This window comes from Motilibacter peucedani, assembly GCF_003634695.1.
In the GTDB taxonomy this organism is placed as follows: domain Bacteria; phylum Actinomycetota; class Actinomycetes; order Motilibacterales; family Motilibacteraceae; genus Motilibacter; species Motilibacter peucedani.
Genome location: NZ_RBWV01000009.1, coordinates 253,243 through 267,411 on the forward strand (window position 1 = coordinate 253,243; position 14,169 = coordinate 267,411).

Annotated in this window: 16 protein-coding genes; 1 reads left to right on the forward strand and 15 read right to left on the reverse strand. The window is 73.2% G+C overall.

The window, feature by feature from the left end; all coding sequences use genetic code 11:
• The first annotated feature begins 31 nt into the window (after positions 1-31).
• Positions 32-592, forward strand: coding sequence for a dihydrofolate reductase family protein (locus CLV35_RS02750; RefSeq protein WP_121192318.1), 561 nt, complete (start codon positions 32-34; stop codon positions 590-592).
• Positions 593-624: 32 nt separating this feature from the next.
• On the opposite strand, the gene CLV35_RS02755 is transcribed toward CLV35_RS02750, so the two are convergent.
• The 15 genes from CLV35_RS02755 to CLV35_RS02825 form a co-directional block, all read right to left on the reverse strand.
• The gene (locus CLV35_RS02755) at positions 625-1,602 is read right to left on the reverse strand and encodes a TerC family protein (protein ID WP_121191874.1); all 978 of its coding nucleotides are present in this window, start codon (positions 1,600-1,602) and stop codon (positions 625-627) included.
• Positions 1,603-1,719: 117 nt separating this feature from the next.
• Complete coding sequence (locus CLV35_RS02760) at positions 1,720-2,874, reverse strand: PucR family transcriptional regulator (RefSeq protein ID WP_121191875.1); 1,155 nt, start codon at positions 2,872-2,874, stop codon at positions 1,720-1,722.
• A gap of 101 nt (positions 2,875-2,975) precedes the next feature.
• Entirely contained in the window at positions 2,976-3,791 is an 816-nt protein-coding gene (locus CLV35_RS02765) for a flagellin N-terminal helical domain-containing protein (RefSeq protein WP_121191876.1), read from the reverse strand.
• 173 nt (positions 3,792-3,964) lie between these two features.
• A complete protein-coding gene (arr, locus tag CLV35_RS02770) occupies positions 3,965-4,378 on the reverse strand; it encodes an NAD(+)--rifampin ADP-ribosyltransferase (RefSeq protein ID WP_121192319.1) in 414 nt (137 codons plus the stop codon).
• 8 nt (positions 4,379-4,386) lie between these two features.
• A complete protein-coding gene (locus CLV35_RS02775; protein ID WP_121191877.1) occupies positions 4,387-4,938 on the reverse strand; it encodes a TetR/AcrR family transcriptional regulator in 552 nt (183 codons plus the stop codon).
• On the reverse strand, positions 4,935-5,972 hold the full coding sequence (locus CLV35_RS02780) for a PAS domain-containing sensor histidine kinase (RefSeq protein ID WP_121191878.1): 1,038 nt from the start codon (positions 5,970-5,972) through the stop codon (positions 4,935-4,937). The genes CLV35_RS02775 and CLV35_RS02780 overlap by 4 nt, the downstream gene beginning before the upstream one ends.
• Positions 5,973-6,070: 98 nt before the next feature.
• Positions 6,071-6,748 carry a response regulator transcription factor gene (locus CLV35_RS02785; protein WP_121192321.1) on the reverse strand — a complete coding sequence of 226 codons (678 nt, stop codon included), beginning with the start codon at positions 6,746-6,748 and terminating at the stop codon, positions 6,071-6,073.
• Between the two features lie 75 nt (positions 6,749-6,823).
• The gene (locus tag CLV35_RS02790; RefSeq protein ID WP_121191879.1) at positions 6,824-7,648 is read right to left on the reverse strand and encodes a hypothetical protein; all 825 of its coding nucleotides are present in this window, start codon (positions 7,646-7,648) and stop codon (positions 6,824-6,826) included.
• 162 nt (positions 7,649-7,810) lie between these two features.
• The gene (locus tag CLV35_RS02795; protein WP_121191880.1) at positions 7,811-8,560 is read right to left on the reverse strand and encodes a class I SAM-dependent methyltransferase; all 750 of its coding nucleotides are present in this window, start codon (positions 8,558-8,560) and stop codon (positions 7,811-7,813) included.
• A gap of 216 nt (positions 8,561-8,776) precedes the next feature.
• Complete coding sequence (locus CLV35_RS02800; protein WP_121192322.1) at positions 8,777-9,391, reverse strand: YdeI/OmpD-associated family protein; 615 nt, start codon at positions 9,389-9,391, stop codon at positions 8,777-8,779.
• A gap of 28 nt (positions 9,392-9,419) precedes the next feature.
• Positions 9,420-9,881, reverse strand: a complete 462-nt coding sequence (locus tag CLV35_RS02805) for an SRPBCC domain-containing protein (protein ID WP_121191881.1) — start codon at positions 9,879-9,881, stop codon at positions 9,420-9,422.
• Positions 9,878-10,522, reverse strand: coding sequence for a dihydrofolate reductase family protein (locus CLV35_RS02810; RefSeq protein ID WP_121191882.1), 645 nt, complete (start codon positions 10,520-10,522; stop codon positions 9,878-9,880). The genes CLV35_RS02805 and CLV35_RS02810 overlap by 4 nt, the downstream gene beginning before the upstream one ends.
• A gap of 1 nt (position 10,523) precedes the next feature.
• The gene (locus CLV35_RS02815; protein WP_121191883.1) at positions 10,524-10,862 is read right to left on the reverse strand and encodes an ArsR/SmtB family transcription factor; all 339 of its coding nucleotides are present in this window, start codon (positions 10,860-10,862) and stop codon (positions 10,524-10,526) included.
• Positions 10,863-10,990: 128 nt separating this feature from the next.
• Complete coding sequence (locus CLV35_RS02820; RefSeq protein WP_121191884.1) at positions 10,991-11,806, reverse strand: flagellin N-terminal helical domain-containing protein; 816 nt, start codon at positions 11,804-11,806, stop codon at positions 10,991-10,993.
• A gap of 126 nt (positions 11,807-11,932) precedes the next feature.
• Positions 11,933-14,080, reverse strand: coding sequence for a glycosyltransferase family 2 protein (locus tag CLV35_RS02825; protein WP_121191885.1), 2,148 nt, complete (start codon positions 14,078-14,080; stop codon positions 11,933-11,935).
• Positions 14,081-14,169 lie beyond the last annotated feature (89 nt).

Sequence of the window (14,169 nt, forward strand, 5' to 3'; positions counted from 1 at the left end):
TCGGAAGCGCCTGCCTGGTGGGAGGGCCTGCATGGGCGAGATCGCGGTGCACGAGTTCATCAGCCTCGACGGGGTCGTCGAGGACCCGCGGTGGACCTTCGAGTTCGGCTTCGACCCGGAGATGGGCGACACCCTCGCTGCGGTGACCTCGGCGTCGAACGCGATCCTGCTCGGGCGCACGACGTTCGAGATGTTCGCCCCCGCCTGGTCGGGCCGCACGGCCGCCGACGACCCGGGCGCGCCCTTCTTCAACGACACCCCGAAGTACGTCGTGGGGTCGCAGGCGCCGAGCGTCGAGTGGTCGCGGTCGACTCTGCTCGGTGCCTACGACCCGGCGCGGATCCAGGCGCTGAAGGACGAGACCGAGGGCGGGATCTACGTCTCCGGCAGCCCCACGCTCGTGCGCGCCCTGCTGGCTGACGGGCTGGTCGACACCCTGCACCTGTTCGTCTACCCCGTGGCTCTGGGTCGGGGGCTGCGGCTGTGGCCCGAGGGCTCCGAGCGCACCCGGCTCGCGCTGCAGGCGCACGACTCCTACGACAACGGGATCGTCCACCTGGCCTACGGCCCGGCGGGCGACCCCGCTGCGTGAGGTCTCCCTGAGCCCGAGCAGGACCCCAGCGACTAGCGCACGGCGGCCGGCTCGTCCTGCTCGTCATGCTCGACCGCCGGCTCCTCGGGCCGGCGCAGGCTGAGCACGACCGAGGCGGTGAGGACGGTCACGATCACGCCGAGGCTGACCAGCGACGGGATCTCGGGCACCGAGGTGCTGACCGTCTTGTGCAGTGCCTGGAGCACCAGCTTGACGCCGATGAAGGCGAGGATCAGCGAGAGGCCCTTCGAGAGCAGGTGGAACCTCTCGAGCAGGCCGGCCAGCAGGAAGTACAGCGCCCGCAGGCCGAGGATGGCGAACGCGTTGCTCGAGTAGACGATGAATGCGTTGTCGCTGACGGCGAGCACGGCGGGCACGCTGTCGACGGCGAAGACCAGGTCGGCGGCCTCGATCGCGACGACCACGGCGAGCAGCGGGGTGGCGACCCGGCGGCCGGCCTCCTTCACGAAGAAGCGGGTGCCGTCGTAGTCCTCGCGGACGGGGACGACTTTGCGCAGCAGGCGTACGCCGAGGCTCGTGCTGGGGTCGAATGCCTCGTCGTCGTCCTTGAGCATCTTCCACGCGCTGTAGAGCAGCACGGCGGCGAAGACGAACAGCACCGCGGTGAACTTCTCGACGACGGCGACGCCGAGCATCAGGAAGATGCCACGGAAGACCAGTGCGCCGAGCACGCCGAAGAACAGGACCCGGTGCTGGTAGGCGCGCGGCACGGCGAAGTAGCCGAAGACCAGGGCGAAGACGAACAGGTTGTCTACCGACAGGCTCTTCTCGAGCAGCCAGGCCGTCGTGAAGTCGACGCCCGCGCCCGGGCCGACGACCACGGCGACGAGGACGGCGAAGGCGAGCGAGAGCCCGACCCAGACGGCGCTCCAGCGGGCGGCCTCCTTGAAGCCGATGACGTGCGGGCCGCGGTGGGCGACGAGGTCGACGACGAGGCCCGTCAGCACCGTGCCTCCGAACACGAGCCAGAGCCAGAAGGGGACGTCCACGAGGTGCTCCTGCGAGAGGTGAGGGGGTGGTGCCTCAAGCCTCCCCTTGCCGAGTCCCCGCAGCCAGGGCTGCTGCCGGACGACATCCCGCCTTTTCTTGCCGGTCGTCGGCAACCGCTAGTCGCCGAGAGGCGCCTGCGGCCAGCCCAGCAGACGGGCACCGAGCGAGGCCGCGTGCAGAGCCAGCCGGTGCTCCGGGTCGGCCGGGTCGCGGCCCAGCAGCCGCTGCACGCGGGCCAGCCGGTAGGTCACCGCCCGCACCGAGAGGTGGAGCCGGCGCGCGGTCTCGGTCGCGACGGCTCCGGTGGCGTAGTAGGTGACCAGCGTCTCGAGGAGTTCGGCACCACCGCGTACGCCCTGCAGCGGGCCGAGCGTCGTCTCGATCAGCTCGGTGATCGCCGCGCGGTCGCGCAGCAGCACGCGGTAGACCGCGAGGTCGGCCGGGCGCACGACCGGCTGCTCGAGCCCGAGGCGCACCGCGAGCTCGAGCGCGTCGGCGGCGGAGTCGAACGAGACGCGTACGCCGCCGGCCCCCGCCAGCGCGCGCCCGACCGCGAGCTGCCAGCGCTGGCCGGCCGGTCCGGCGAGCAGCTGGGCGACCCGGTCGGAGACCTGCTCGACCGCTCGCTCGTCGGGTGCGGCGAACAGGCAGACCAGCCGGCCCTCGCGCACGGCGACCAGGGGCTGGGCGTCGCCGAGCCGGCCGGCGAGCGCGCGCTCGAGGCGGCCGACGACCGCGCCCGCGGCCTGTGCGGACCCGGCGCCCGGGGCAGATGGAGCGGCGAGCAGCACCGCGTGCGGGCTCGTCAGGTCCAGCCCGATGTCGGCCGCCCGGGGCAGTGCGGCCGTGGCCGCCGCCCCGCCGGCGAGCAGCTCGTCCAAGACGTCGCGCCTCTCGACCTCCTCACGGCGCACGAGGTCGGCGCGCGCCAGCTGGAACCCCTCGGCCAGCGCGGCGACCCCGTCGTCGGCGGCCCGCAGCACCGCCAGTCCGGCGGCGCGCACCTGCTCGGCGCTGCCCTGCTGCACGACGTCGAGCTCGCCCCACAGCCGCCAGCTGGCCGAGAGGTAGAGGTCGACCAGCGCGCGCAGCGGCACCCCGGCGCGGGCGGCCTCCGCCCCGCGCTCGCCGTAGCGGTCGAGCTGGGCGCGCCGCAGCGTGCGACCCGACTGCGCCGCACCCACGACCGTGGGGAGGAAGTCGCCGAGCAGCGCCGGGTCGAGCCCGCCCGCGTCGTCGGCCGCGCCGCGGGCCACGGCGTCGAGGTCCATCCGGGCACGCTACCGGTGCGGCTGCGCACCCGCGCCGGACGCACGAAGGGCCCGCAGCGTCGTCGCTGCGGGCCCTTCGTCGCCGTGCTGCTGGAGCAGGGCTACTTGAGCAGGCTCAGCACTCCCTGGGAGGACTGGTTGGCCTGCGACAGCATCGAGGTGCCGGCCTGGGAGAGGATCTGGTTCCTGGTGAACTTGGTCATCTCCTCGGCCATGTCGGTGTCGCGGATCCGCGACTCCGACGCCGAGAGGTTCTCGACGGACACGTTGATGTTGTTGATCGCGTGCTCGAAGCGGTTCTGGAACGCACCGAGCGTCGACCGGGTGCTCGACACGGTCGAGATGGCCGTGTCGATCGAGGCCAGCGCCGCCGAGGCGCTGCCCACCAGGTCCAGCCCGGTGACGCCGAGGCCGGAGGCGCTCATGTCACCGATGCTGTTGACGTCGATGGTCTCGCCGGCGTTGGCGCCGACCTGGAACGTCCCGGTGAACGAGCCGTTCAGCAGCTGCTGCGAGCCGAACTTCGTGGTGCTGGAGATGCGGGTCAGCTCGGCCGTGAGCTGCTGCACCTCGGTGTTGGCGGCGGTGCGGGCACTGCTGTCCTGCGAGCCGGTCGAGGACGCCTGCACGGCCAGGTCGCGCATGCGCTGGAGGATGGCGTGGCTCTCCGAGAGCGCGCCTTCAGCGATCTGCACGACGGACACGCCGTCCTGGGCGTTGCGGGATGCGACCTTGAGACCTCCGATCTGCGACCGGAGCCCCTCTGAGATCGAGAGACCGGCCGCGTCGTCCGCGGCCCGGTTGATCCGGAATCCGCTCGACAGCTTCTCCAACGACTTCGACATCTGGCCGTCCGTCACCGTGAGGTTCCGGTAGGCGTTCATCGCAGCGATGTTGGTGTTGACGCGCAGTGCCATGAGAATTTCCTCCGTGAAGACCTGTTCCCGGCCCGTCCGTGGGCCAGCACTCACCTGATCGGCCCAACCACAGGGCGATCTGAGCCGACGGGCGTCACCCGTTCGGTCGAACGTGTCCGAGCGCAGCCCCGCTCGACCGCAGGTCGGCGGCGCGCGCGTTCGGACACAGGGCGCTAGTTGACGATGTCGCCGGCCTGGCCGGTGCGCAGGCGCGCCAGGCGCTCGCGCCACACCTGCAGCGCCTCGGACGTCAGGCGGGTCCACCCCGTCACCTCGGCGACCACGCGCAGGGGATCGCTGCTGCGGTAGGAGCGCAGAGGGTTGCCGGGGAACTTCTTGTCGGTGACGTTGGGGTCGTCCTCGAAGGGCCCCGTCGGCTCCACGCGGTAGACGCGCGGCGCGGGGTGGTCGGACGCGAGCTCGGAGGCGATCTCGGCCGCGAGCCCCGCCCCGTCGACCAGTGCGGTGAAGTAGACGTGGTTCATGACGACCTCGGGGCGGTAGTTCGACCGGCGCCCCGCGGTCAGCAGGTCGCCGGGGCGCAGGTCCGCCACCGTGCCGTGGAAGAACGGGCCTTCATCGGGCATGCCGGCGCTCACGAGCCGAAGCCTCGCATCGCCGCGGCCATGGCCGCGACCGGGTCGAAGTCGTCGTCGTGGAGGGCGAGCTGGTCGACGACCAGGCCGTTGCCGTAGGAGAGCAGGTAGCGGGCCTTCATCTCGACGTCGTCGGTGACGCCGGCCGCTCGGAGCATGTCGGCGATGGCGCTCGCCCAGAGCCGGTTCGTACGCGCCGCGACCTCGCGGAGCGACGGGTCGACGGCCGCTTCGGTGAACAGCGCGGCGAGCGCTCCGGCGGCCACCCGGCCGGGGCCGAGCGCCGCTCCCAGGTTGGCCCCGAGGACCTGGGCGACGTCGGACGCGTTGCGCACGGTCACCGTCCCCAGGTCGCCGATGACCGCGGCCATCCCCTCCCCCAGCCGCTCGAGGGTGCCGACGAGCAGCGCGGTCCTCGACCGGAAGTAGTTCGACGTGGTGCCGTTCGGGAGGCCGCCGGCCCGGTCGACGTTGCCGTGCGTCAGCGCGCGTACGCCGCCTGCCGCCGTGACGCCGATGGCTGCCTCCAGCACCTGGTCGCGCCGGCTCACGCGCCTGCCAGCGCCGGTGCGCCCGAGCGTGCGCCCAGGGGCACGGTGATGCGGACGACCGTCCCGGCACCCCGCGGGCTCTCGACCGACACCGTGCCGTCGAGCGCCCGCAGCCGCTCGCTCATGCCGGCCAGACCGGTGCCCTTGGCGGGGTCGGCCCCGCCCGGGCCGTCGTCGCGGACCGTGCCCTCGAGCACGTCGCCCGACAGGGCGAGTGCGACGTCCACCCGGTGGGCGCCGTACTTCGTCGCGTTCGTCAGCGCCTCGGCCACCAGGAAGTAGACCGAGGTCTCGACCAGCGGCGGGAGCCGCCCGGGGACGTCGAGCGAGACGACCACCTCGAGCGGCGAGCGGCGGGCGAGGTGCGCGACCGCGGCCGCGAGTCCGCGCTCGGTGAGGACCCCGCTGTGCACCCCTCGTGCGAGCTGGCGCAGCTCGTCGATGGCGTCACGCAGCCGCCCGAGCGACTCGTCGAGGATCGCGGCCGCGGCGTCGGGGTCGTGCGTCACGCGCGCCCGGACGCTGGACAGCGAGATCGCGAGGGCGACGAGGTGCTGCTGAGCACCGTCGTGCAGGTCGCGCTCGAGCCGGCGCCGGGTGTCGTCGGAGACGCGCATCAGGCGCATGCGGCTCTCGCGCAGGTCGGCCAGCATGCGGGCGCGCTCGGTGATGTCGCGCAGGAAGCCGACGAAGACGGTCCTGCCGTCGCGCTCCACCCGGCAGATCGTGAGCTCGACCGGGAAGCGGGTGCCGTCGGCGCGCTGCCCGACCGTCTCGATGCGCCTGCCGAAGCGGCCCGGGTCACCGGCGGCCACGCGGGCCAGGCCGGCCCGGTGGGCGTCGCGCAGCTCGGGCGGCACGACCGTCTCGGCGAGCTCGCGCCCCAGGACGCTCGCCGCCTCACGGCCGAACATCACTGCGGCCGACGCGTTCCAGGAGCGGATGCGGCCCTCCGCGTCGACCGTGACCACAGCGTCCATGGACGCGTCGAGCACCGCGTCCGCACCACTGCCCGTCTCACTGCTCCGGTCCATCGAGCCCCCGACCGCCGCACCCGTCCCAGCGCCATGCCGGTACTACGTTCATAGTAAGCAGACAGCACCCGTCCGGCGCAAGGGTCTCGAGCGCCCCGTCAGGACTGGGCGAGGTAGAGCAGCACTGCGCGCACCCGCGAGTGGTAGTCCGGCTCCGCGCCCAGGCCGAGCTTGCCGAACAGCGCGTTGATGTGCCGCTCGACGCCGCGCACCGTGACGTGCAGACGAGCTGCGATCGCTGCGTTGTTGGCACCGGTCGCCATCAGCTCGAGGACCTCGCGCTCACGGGGGCTGAGCAGGCCCAGCCGTGGCCCCGCAGGCGTACGCGGCCGGCTGCCGGCACCCAGCAGCGACTCGACGACCCGCGGGTCGATGACCGAGCCGCCCCGGGCCACCTCCTGCACGGCGGCGACCAGCTGGCCCGGCTCGGCCACCCGCTCCTTGAGGAGGTACGCACGCCCCGCCGCCCCCTCCTGGAGCAGGTCCAGGGCGTGCTGGGGGTCGTCGCGGCTGGAGAGGACGACGACACCGGTGCCCGGCCGGTCGCGCCGCAGCTCGCGCGCGACCGCGATCCCGTCGTCGTCGAGCAGCGGCGGCATGTGGATGTCGGTCACCACCACGTCGGGGTCGTGCGCCGCGACCGCGGACCTCAGCTCGGTCGCATCGGCGCAGACCGCGACGAGCTCGAGCCCCGGCTCGGCGGCGAGGATGCCCCGCACACCCTCCCGCACGAGCAGGTTGTCCTCGGCCATCACGACTCGGATGCGCTCGGTCATGATCGCCACTCTGCTGCACCACAGGCGCTCGCGCGCGTCTTCAGGCGCATCCGGCACGGCGGGGAGCACCGGGGCTCAGCTGTAGGAGACCAGGTACTGCCCGCGCACCACGAAGCCCACGGGGCCGTCGACCTGCGCCTGGAAGGGCACGTACGCCTTGGTCTCGGTGAGCGTGTCGAGGGTGGTCGACGCGGTCGACCAGTCGGCCGCCCAGGAGGACCCGGTCGTCCAGAAGGGGTGGCTGCCGTAGTAGGTCCAGTCGTCCATCCACGGCAGCCGCGGGTTCGAGACGTCGGTGTCGAACATCTCGGTCTTGACGGCCGTGCTGGCCGGCGCGTCCGGCAGGCTGATGAACTGGGTCGCGTTGACCGTCGTGCCGCTCTCGATCGAGGTCGGGACCATCAGCGAGTGGACGGCGGTCGGTCCCACCTTGAAGTCGGTGCGGAACTCGCCCGCGCTGCCCGAGTCGGAGTCCTTCGTGACGGTGATCGTCTGGACGTAGACGAGCAGGTTGCGGTGCTTCGTGGTCGTGGTGCCGACCCGTTCCTGCGTGTTGCCCTGCGCGTCGGTCACCGTCACGTGCCAGGTGTAGGCGGTGTTCGGCGTGAGCACCGCGGGCGAGCTGAGCTCGTGGTGCAGCCGCATGGTCGGGTTGACGCCGGTGGCGACCAGCGTCCCGTCCTTGTAGACGCGGATGGCGTCCTTCGTCGGCACCGTCGTGTCGAACGACGCCGACGTCGAGAGGCCGCTGCGCTGGCTCTCGAAGTTGACGATGCACGAGGCGCTCGCGCAGGTCGTGGTCGCCGAGGCGGCGGCGGGGGCGACGAGGGCCGCTGCTGCGGCGCCGGCGCTGAAGACGCCCAGGATGCGGGCGCGGCGAGCGGTGGTCTTCGGTGGCATGACATGTCCTCCGGTTCGGTGCCGCGGGCCGTTCCCCCGGCTGACATGACGATGCCGTCTCGAGTGTGGTCGCGGCGACGGCGTACGCACCACGATGTCGACGTGGTGCGCGCCCCGACGAGATGTGGTGCGTGCACGTCTCGCGTGGTGCCTGCACCACGGTCAGCGCACCGCCTCGACCAGGTGCCGGCTCGAGTGGGCGACGAACGAGCCCTCCGCACGGATCCGGGCGTCCAGCTCCAGGAGCCTGTCGCGGTAGCGCTCGACGGTGAAGTCGGGCACCCACCAGACGCACGTGCGCAGCGTCCACACGACGGCGCCGACGTCGAAGAACTCCATCCGGCAGCGGGCTGTCCGGAGGTCGGTGACCGTCAGGCCGGCCGCCCGCGCCTGCCGCGCCTCCACCTGCGGGTCGCGACCCAGGCGCTGGCGGGGCAGCGGCCCGAGGAAGAACTCGATCAGCTCGAACGCCGACGCAGGCCCGACGTGCTGGGCGAGGTAGGTGCCACCCGGCCGCAGCACCCGGTGGACCTCCGCCCAGTCGGGCCGGACCGGGTGCCGCGAGGTGACCAGGTCGAACGACTCGTTCGGGAAGGGGAGCGCGCCACCGTCCTGCGTCTGGTGCACCTCGACGCCGCGGGGCTCGAGACGCTCGCGCGCGCGGGCGAGGTTCGGCGGCCACCCCTCGGTCACGCACATGCGCGCCGGCAGGACCCCCGCCTCGGCGAGCACCTCCCCGCCGCCGGTGTCGATGTCCAGAGCGGCCGTCGCGGTGGCCAGCCGCTCGGCGAGCACACGGGCGTACTGCCAGGGCGGCCGCTCCTCCGTGGCCCTGCCGTCGAGCCACGCGAAGCTCCACCCCGTGACGTCAGCCGCGGCCGCTTCCGCGACCAGCGCGTCGAAGGTGCGCACTGCACCAGTCTGCAGGTCCGGCGGGTCGCGGACTGCCTACCGTTGCGGTTGCTCACCGAGGACGAGACGCAGGTCGAGGCGTGGCTCAGCACGGAACCCCATCAGCGGCAGCGGCGCCCTGGCCGGTGTGACGGGGCACGTCGACGTCGAGTTCAGCGAGCGTGGGCGGCGCACGGTGGTCACCTCCGTCGGCGACCTCCACACGCCCTGGGACTGCTAGTCACCGTCACGCCGGGCCCCAGCTCGCGGCCCCTGCGGGTAGAACGTCTCGCCCCGCGCCAGCATGGCCACGAACTCGCCGATGCGGCGCTCCCGCGTCTCCGCCCGCTTGGCCGTGCCCAGCCGGTAGAGCACCGCGAAGCGGTTCTGGCTGCTCAGGCCGGCGAAGGCGGCCTGAGCTGCCGGCTCGGCGGCCAGCGCGGCCGCGAGGTCGGGCGGGACCTCGATCGCGGCGGGCCCTGCGTACGCCGCGTCCCACCGCCCGTCGGCCCGAGCGCGCTCGACCTCCGCCAGGCCGCGGGGCTGCATGCGACCCTCGTCGACGAGCCGCGCCACGATGGTCGTGTTGCGGCGCGACCACGCGCTGCGCGCCCTGCGCGGGGTGAAGCGCTGCTGGAAGGTCCCCGCGTCGCGCCGCTTGACCTGCCCGTCGATCCAGCCGTGGCAGAGCGCCTCCTCCAGCGCCTGGTCGTAGCTCATGCTCGTCGGCTCGGTCGTGCCCTTCTTCGCGAGCACGAGCCACACCCCGGGCTCGTCGTCGGCGTGCTCGGCGAGCCAGGCGCGCCACGCCCCTTGGTCGGCGACCACCAGCTCCGGCAGCTCCACGGCCATGCCCGCACCGTAGCGGCGGACGAGCCGGTCAGGCGAGGTAGGCACCCAGCGCGTCCAGCAGCCCCCGCGTACCGACCTCGCGCCCTGCCCCGTCTGCCCAGAACTGGTCGAAGAAGACGCCGTGCTCGACGTGCGTGAACCGGGTCCCCTCGTCGAGCGGCTCGAACTCCAGCGACGCCACCGACGTCGACATGTGCACGCCGTCGAGCCACATGTCGTAGGTCGTGACGATGCGGACGTGCTCGACGATGTCGGTGTAGGTGGCCTCGTAGCGCGTCACCGGGCCGTCGTGGAACTTCCCCTCTGCCACGTCGCGGCCGCCGACGCGGAAGTCGAAGGCCCACTCACGAGGCTCGATGACGTCCGGCGAGCCCCACCAGCGCAGCTTCTGCTGCTCGTCGGCGAAGGCGTCCCAGACGCGCGCGGGCTCCGCGGGGTAGTCGCGGGTGAGGGTGAACCCTGCCCGGGCCAGCCGGCGCCCGGGCGTCACGAGCGCCTCAGCGTCACGTGGATCTCGCCGCTCTCGGCGACCTCCGTGGTCACCGCGTGGGTCGCCTCGATGCCGGTGAGGTGGTCCCACAGGCGGTCCCCTCGACCGAGGAAGACCGGGGCGACCAGCAGGTGCAGGTCGTCGACCAGGCCGGCGCGCAGGAACGCGCGCGCCGTGCGGGAGCCGCCACCGACGCGTACGTCGAGGCCCCCCGCCGCCGCGGTGGCCTCGGCGAGCACCTCCTCGACCGGCGCGTCCCGGAAGTGGAACGTCGTCCCGCCCTTCATCTCGATCGAGGGCCGCGGCGCGGTGTGCGTGAGCACGTAGACCGGGGTGCCGAACGGCGGCTCGTCGCCCCACCAGCCCTTCCAGTCCGGGTCGTCGGGGTAGGAGTGCAGGCCGAACATCGCCGCCCCCATGACCTCCGCGCCGACGCCCTCGAAGTACGCGCGGGCGTACCTGTCGTCGACGCCGGTCGTGCCCTCGCCGCTGGTGTCGCCGAGGCGCTCGCGGAACGTGCGCGTCGCCGTGTAGGAGGCGGTCAGGCGCCCCCAGTCCGCACCCATCGGGGCGTCCGGCGTCGGGTCCGACGGCGTGAAGCCGTCGAGGGAGACGAACAGGTCCATGCGTACACGGGTCATGTCAGCGTTCCTCCGGGACGTAGCGGGCGAGGTGGGTGCCGAGCCGGTCGGCCGCGAGCTCGGCGGGAGTGCGCTGCTGGGCGAGCCAGAGGTGCAGGACGTCGAGGCCGCCCGGCCGGAGGCTCACGGTGCGGACGCGACCGTGCTTCTCCGAGGTGACGAGCCCCGCGTCCTCGAGCACGCGCAGGTGCTGGAGCAGCGAGGGCAGTGCCATGGGGAACGGCGCTGCGAGCTCGGAGACGACGGCCGGCGACTGCGCCAGCCTCTCGACGAGTGCCCGACGCGTCGGGTCCGCGAGCGCCCGCAGGACCCCGTCGAGCTCGTCGCGATGGTTAGGCACACACCTAACCATTGCGCACCCGGACGCCCCGCGTCAACAGACGACGAAGGACCCGCAGCGCGGGGTGCGCTGCGGGTCCTGGGGTCGCGACGGGTCCGGCTCTGCCGCAGCCCGTCGGGCGGGTGGTGCTACTTGAGCAGGCTGAGGACGCCCTGGGAGGACTGGTTGGCCTGCGACAGCATCGAGGTGCCGGCCTGGGACAGGATCTGCGACCGCGTGAACTTGGTCATCTCCTCGGCCATGTCGGTGTCGCGGATGCGCGACTCCGAGGCGGAGAGGTTCTCGACCGAGACGTTGATGTTGTTGATCGCGTGCTCGAAGCGGTTCTGGAACGCACCGAGGGTGGAGCGGGTCGCGGAGACCTGCGAGACGGCTGCGTCGATCGAGGCCAGCGCCGAGGAGGCGTTGTTGACCAGGTCGAGCCCGGTGACGCCGAGCCCCGAGGCGCTCATGTCGCCGACGGTGCTGATCGTGATGGTCTCGCCGGCGTTGGCGCCGATCTGGAAGGTGCCGCTGAACGAGCCGCTCAGCAGGGGCTGCGAGCCGAACTTCGTGGCGGTCGCGATGCGGCTGAGCTCCGCGGTCAGCTGCTGGACCTCGGTGTCGGCGGCGGTGCGGGCGCTGGAGTCCTGCGAACCGGTCGAGGAGGCCTGGACGGCCAGGTCGCGCATGCGCTGCAGGATCGCGTGGGTCTCGGTCAGGGCGCCTTCAGCGACCTGCACGACGCTGACGCCGTCCTGGGCGTTGCGGGCGGCGACCTTGAGGCCACCGATCTGCGAACGCAGGCCCTCGGAGATCGAGAGACCGGCCGCGTCGTCGGCGGCCCGGTTGATCCGGAAGCCGCTCGACAGCTTCTCCAGCGACTTCGACATCTGCCCGTCCGTCACCGACAGGTTCCGGTAGGCGTTCATCGCCGCAATGTTCTGGTTGACACGCAGTGCCATGACACTCGCCTTCCTCGTGAACCTCGTCGGTCCGGCCGGTGCGGCTGGACACCTAGTGCATCGGCGGCTGGTTGGGCCGCTTGAGTGAACTCACTCGTCTTTCTGGGGGGACTTCCCCGGTTCTGCTCAGGCGGCGAGCAGCTGTGCCGCCACGCGCGGCGCGACCGTGCGCAGCTCGGCGCCCACGGCGTCGGCCTCGGCGTCGGGGATGAGCTCCGCGGCAGCGACGAGGTCCGGCATGGTGCGGTCGTCGCCGAACGCCTCGATCACCAGCGCCGCGGCCAGGACCCGGTCGCGGGGGGAGCGGCCGGTGTCGCGGGCGAGCGCGACGAGCGCGCAGTCCGAGACGCCGGCCCCGCGCAGCCGGGCCGCCCACTCGAGCGCCCGGAGGACGGTGAGCCGGGGCGCCACCACGGTGGCGGCGGCCAGCACGGCGCTGCGGGCGCGACCGGCGCGCCACATCGCCTCGAGCAGCGCGTCGGCACGCTCGGGGCGCACCCAGCGGCTCTCGGCGAGGGTCAGCATCACCATCGAGTCGTGGAGCGCCGCGACGTAGGCGTCGAGCGCGGCGGGCTCGGCCTCGAACAGCGCGAGCACGCGCTCGAGCGAGATGTTCATCGAGCCCGTACGCACGACCTCCACCACCCGCCACGCCGCCTCGGGCGCGCGGCCGAGGCGCGAGAGCGCCGCGATCTCGAAGGTCAGGGCGCCGTCGCGGCGCACGACCCGGTTGTTCTCGTCCTTGCCCTCGACCGGCATCCGCGAGACGACGTCGAGCACGTCCTCGTAGCGGCCCTCGGCGAGCAGGACCTCGGCGGCGATCTCGTAGGAGCCGACGGGGTCGGTCATCGACGCGGTCAGCTTGTCGAGCCACTCGTGCGCCACGTCGAAGCGGCCGAGCGACGCGGCGGCGACCGCCGCGGCGTGGCACAGCTCGCGCCAGTTGATCGGGGGGAAGCTCTCGCCCTCGGCCAGGGCGGCGGTCCGCAGCACGCCCTCGTTGTCGCCGGCGAAGCGCTGCGAGCGGGCGAGGTTCGCCAGGGCCGTGCCCTTGGTGAGCCCCTCCGGCACGGCGTCGGCCAGGCCCAGCGAGGCGAGACGCAGGTTGCGCCCGGCCTTGTCGCGCTCCTCGGTGCGCGCGGCGAGGTAGCCGGAGTGCACGAGCGTGACGCCGCGGAGGGCGCCCTGGACGGGGCCGCGGCCCTCCCGGTGGAGGACCTCCTCGTGCAGGCGGCCGGCGAACCAGCCCTCGTCGCGGCGGGCGAGCCGGCGCACGAGACCGGTCTGCGGCGTGCCCATGCCGTTGCCGGTGATGTTCTCGACGTCGATGGCCAGCGCCTCGGTGGTGGCCTCCTGCAGCGCGCGCCGGAAGAGCGCCACGTCGCCGACCTCGAGGACCTCGTCGGCGTCGACCTGGAGGTGCCAGTCGCCGAACGCGTGCGAGAGGGCCCGGTTGCGGGCGTCGCCGAAGTGCTCGTCCCAGTAGCCGAGCACGACGCGCGCGCCCGCGGCGCGCGCGATCTCGACCGTGCGGTCGGTGGAGCCGGTGTCGTAGACGACGACCTCGTCGGCGACGCCCTCGAGCGCCGCCAGGGAGGACGGGAGCAGCTCCTCCTCGTCCTTGACGATGTAGACGGCGCTGAGCAGCGGCGCGCGGCGCGGCGCGAGACCGCACCCGCGCGTACCCCTGTGGTGCCAGACGCTGTCGGCCACGACCGTGAGCGTCCCGACGGCGCCCAGGCGCTCGCCGAGGCCCGGCAGCCCGCCGTCGGCGAGCAGCGCGTCGGTGCGCACGGCGATGACGCCCTCGCCCAGGGCGGGGACCGTACGCGTCTCGCCCCGGTGCTCGTCGCGCCAGACCCGCGCCCAGTCGCGCAGGGCCTGCGGGCTGGCCAGCGCCTTGACCGGCGCGGTCACGCACTGGCGCCCGACGCCGAGGTCGTGCAGCGGGCCTGCGGCGACTGACCCGGCGGCGACGGCGACGACCAGCGGGTCGATCGCGTGCGAGGGGGGCAGGCAGTCGGCGCACACCAGGACGGTGACGGCGTGCTTCGCGCGCCGAGCGCCGGAGAGCCGGCGGGCCGCGAGGTCCTGGGCGTCGTCGAGGCGGGCGGCAGCGATCTCGCTCATCCCGGGCTCGCCGTCGGCGACGACGACCAGCTCGTCGCGCACGCCGAGCGACGGGCGCAGCGCCCGGGCCAGGAAGTCGGCACGGGCGCGACCCTCCGGGCCGTGCTGGGCGACGACGACGACCGATGCGGGAGAGCGCTTCATGCGGGTGTCTTCGGCCGTTGCGCCGGTCGGGTGAAGCGGTCGGCGGCACCTGGTCGAGGCCCGCGGCCCGCCGATCAGGCAGGGTCGCC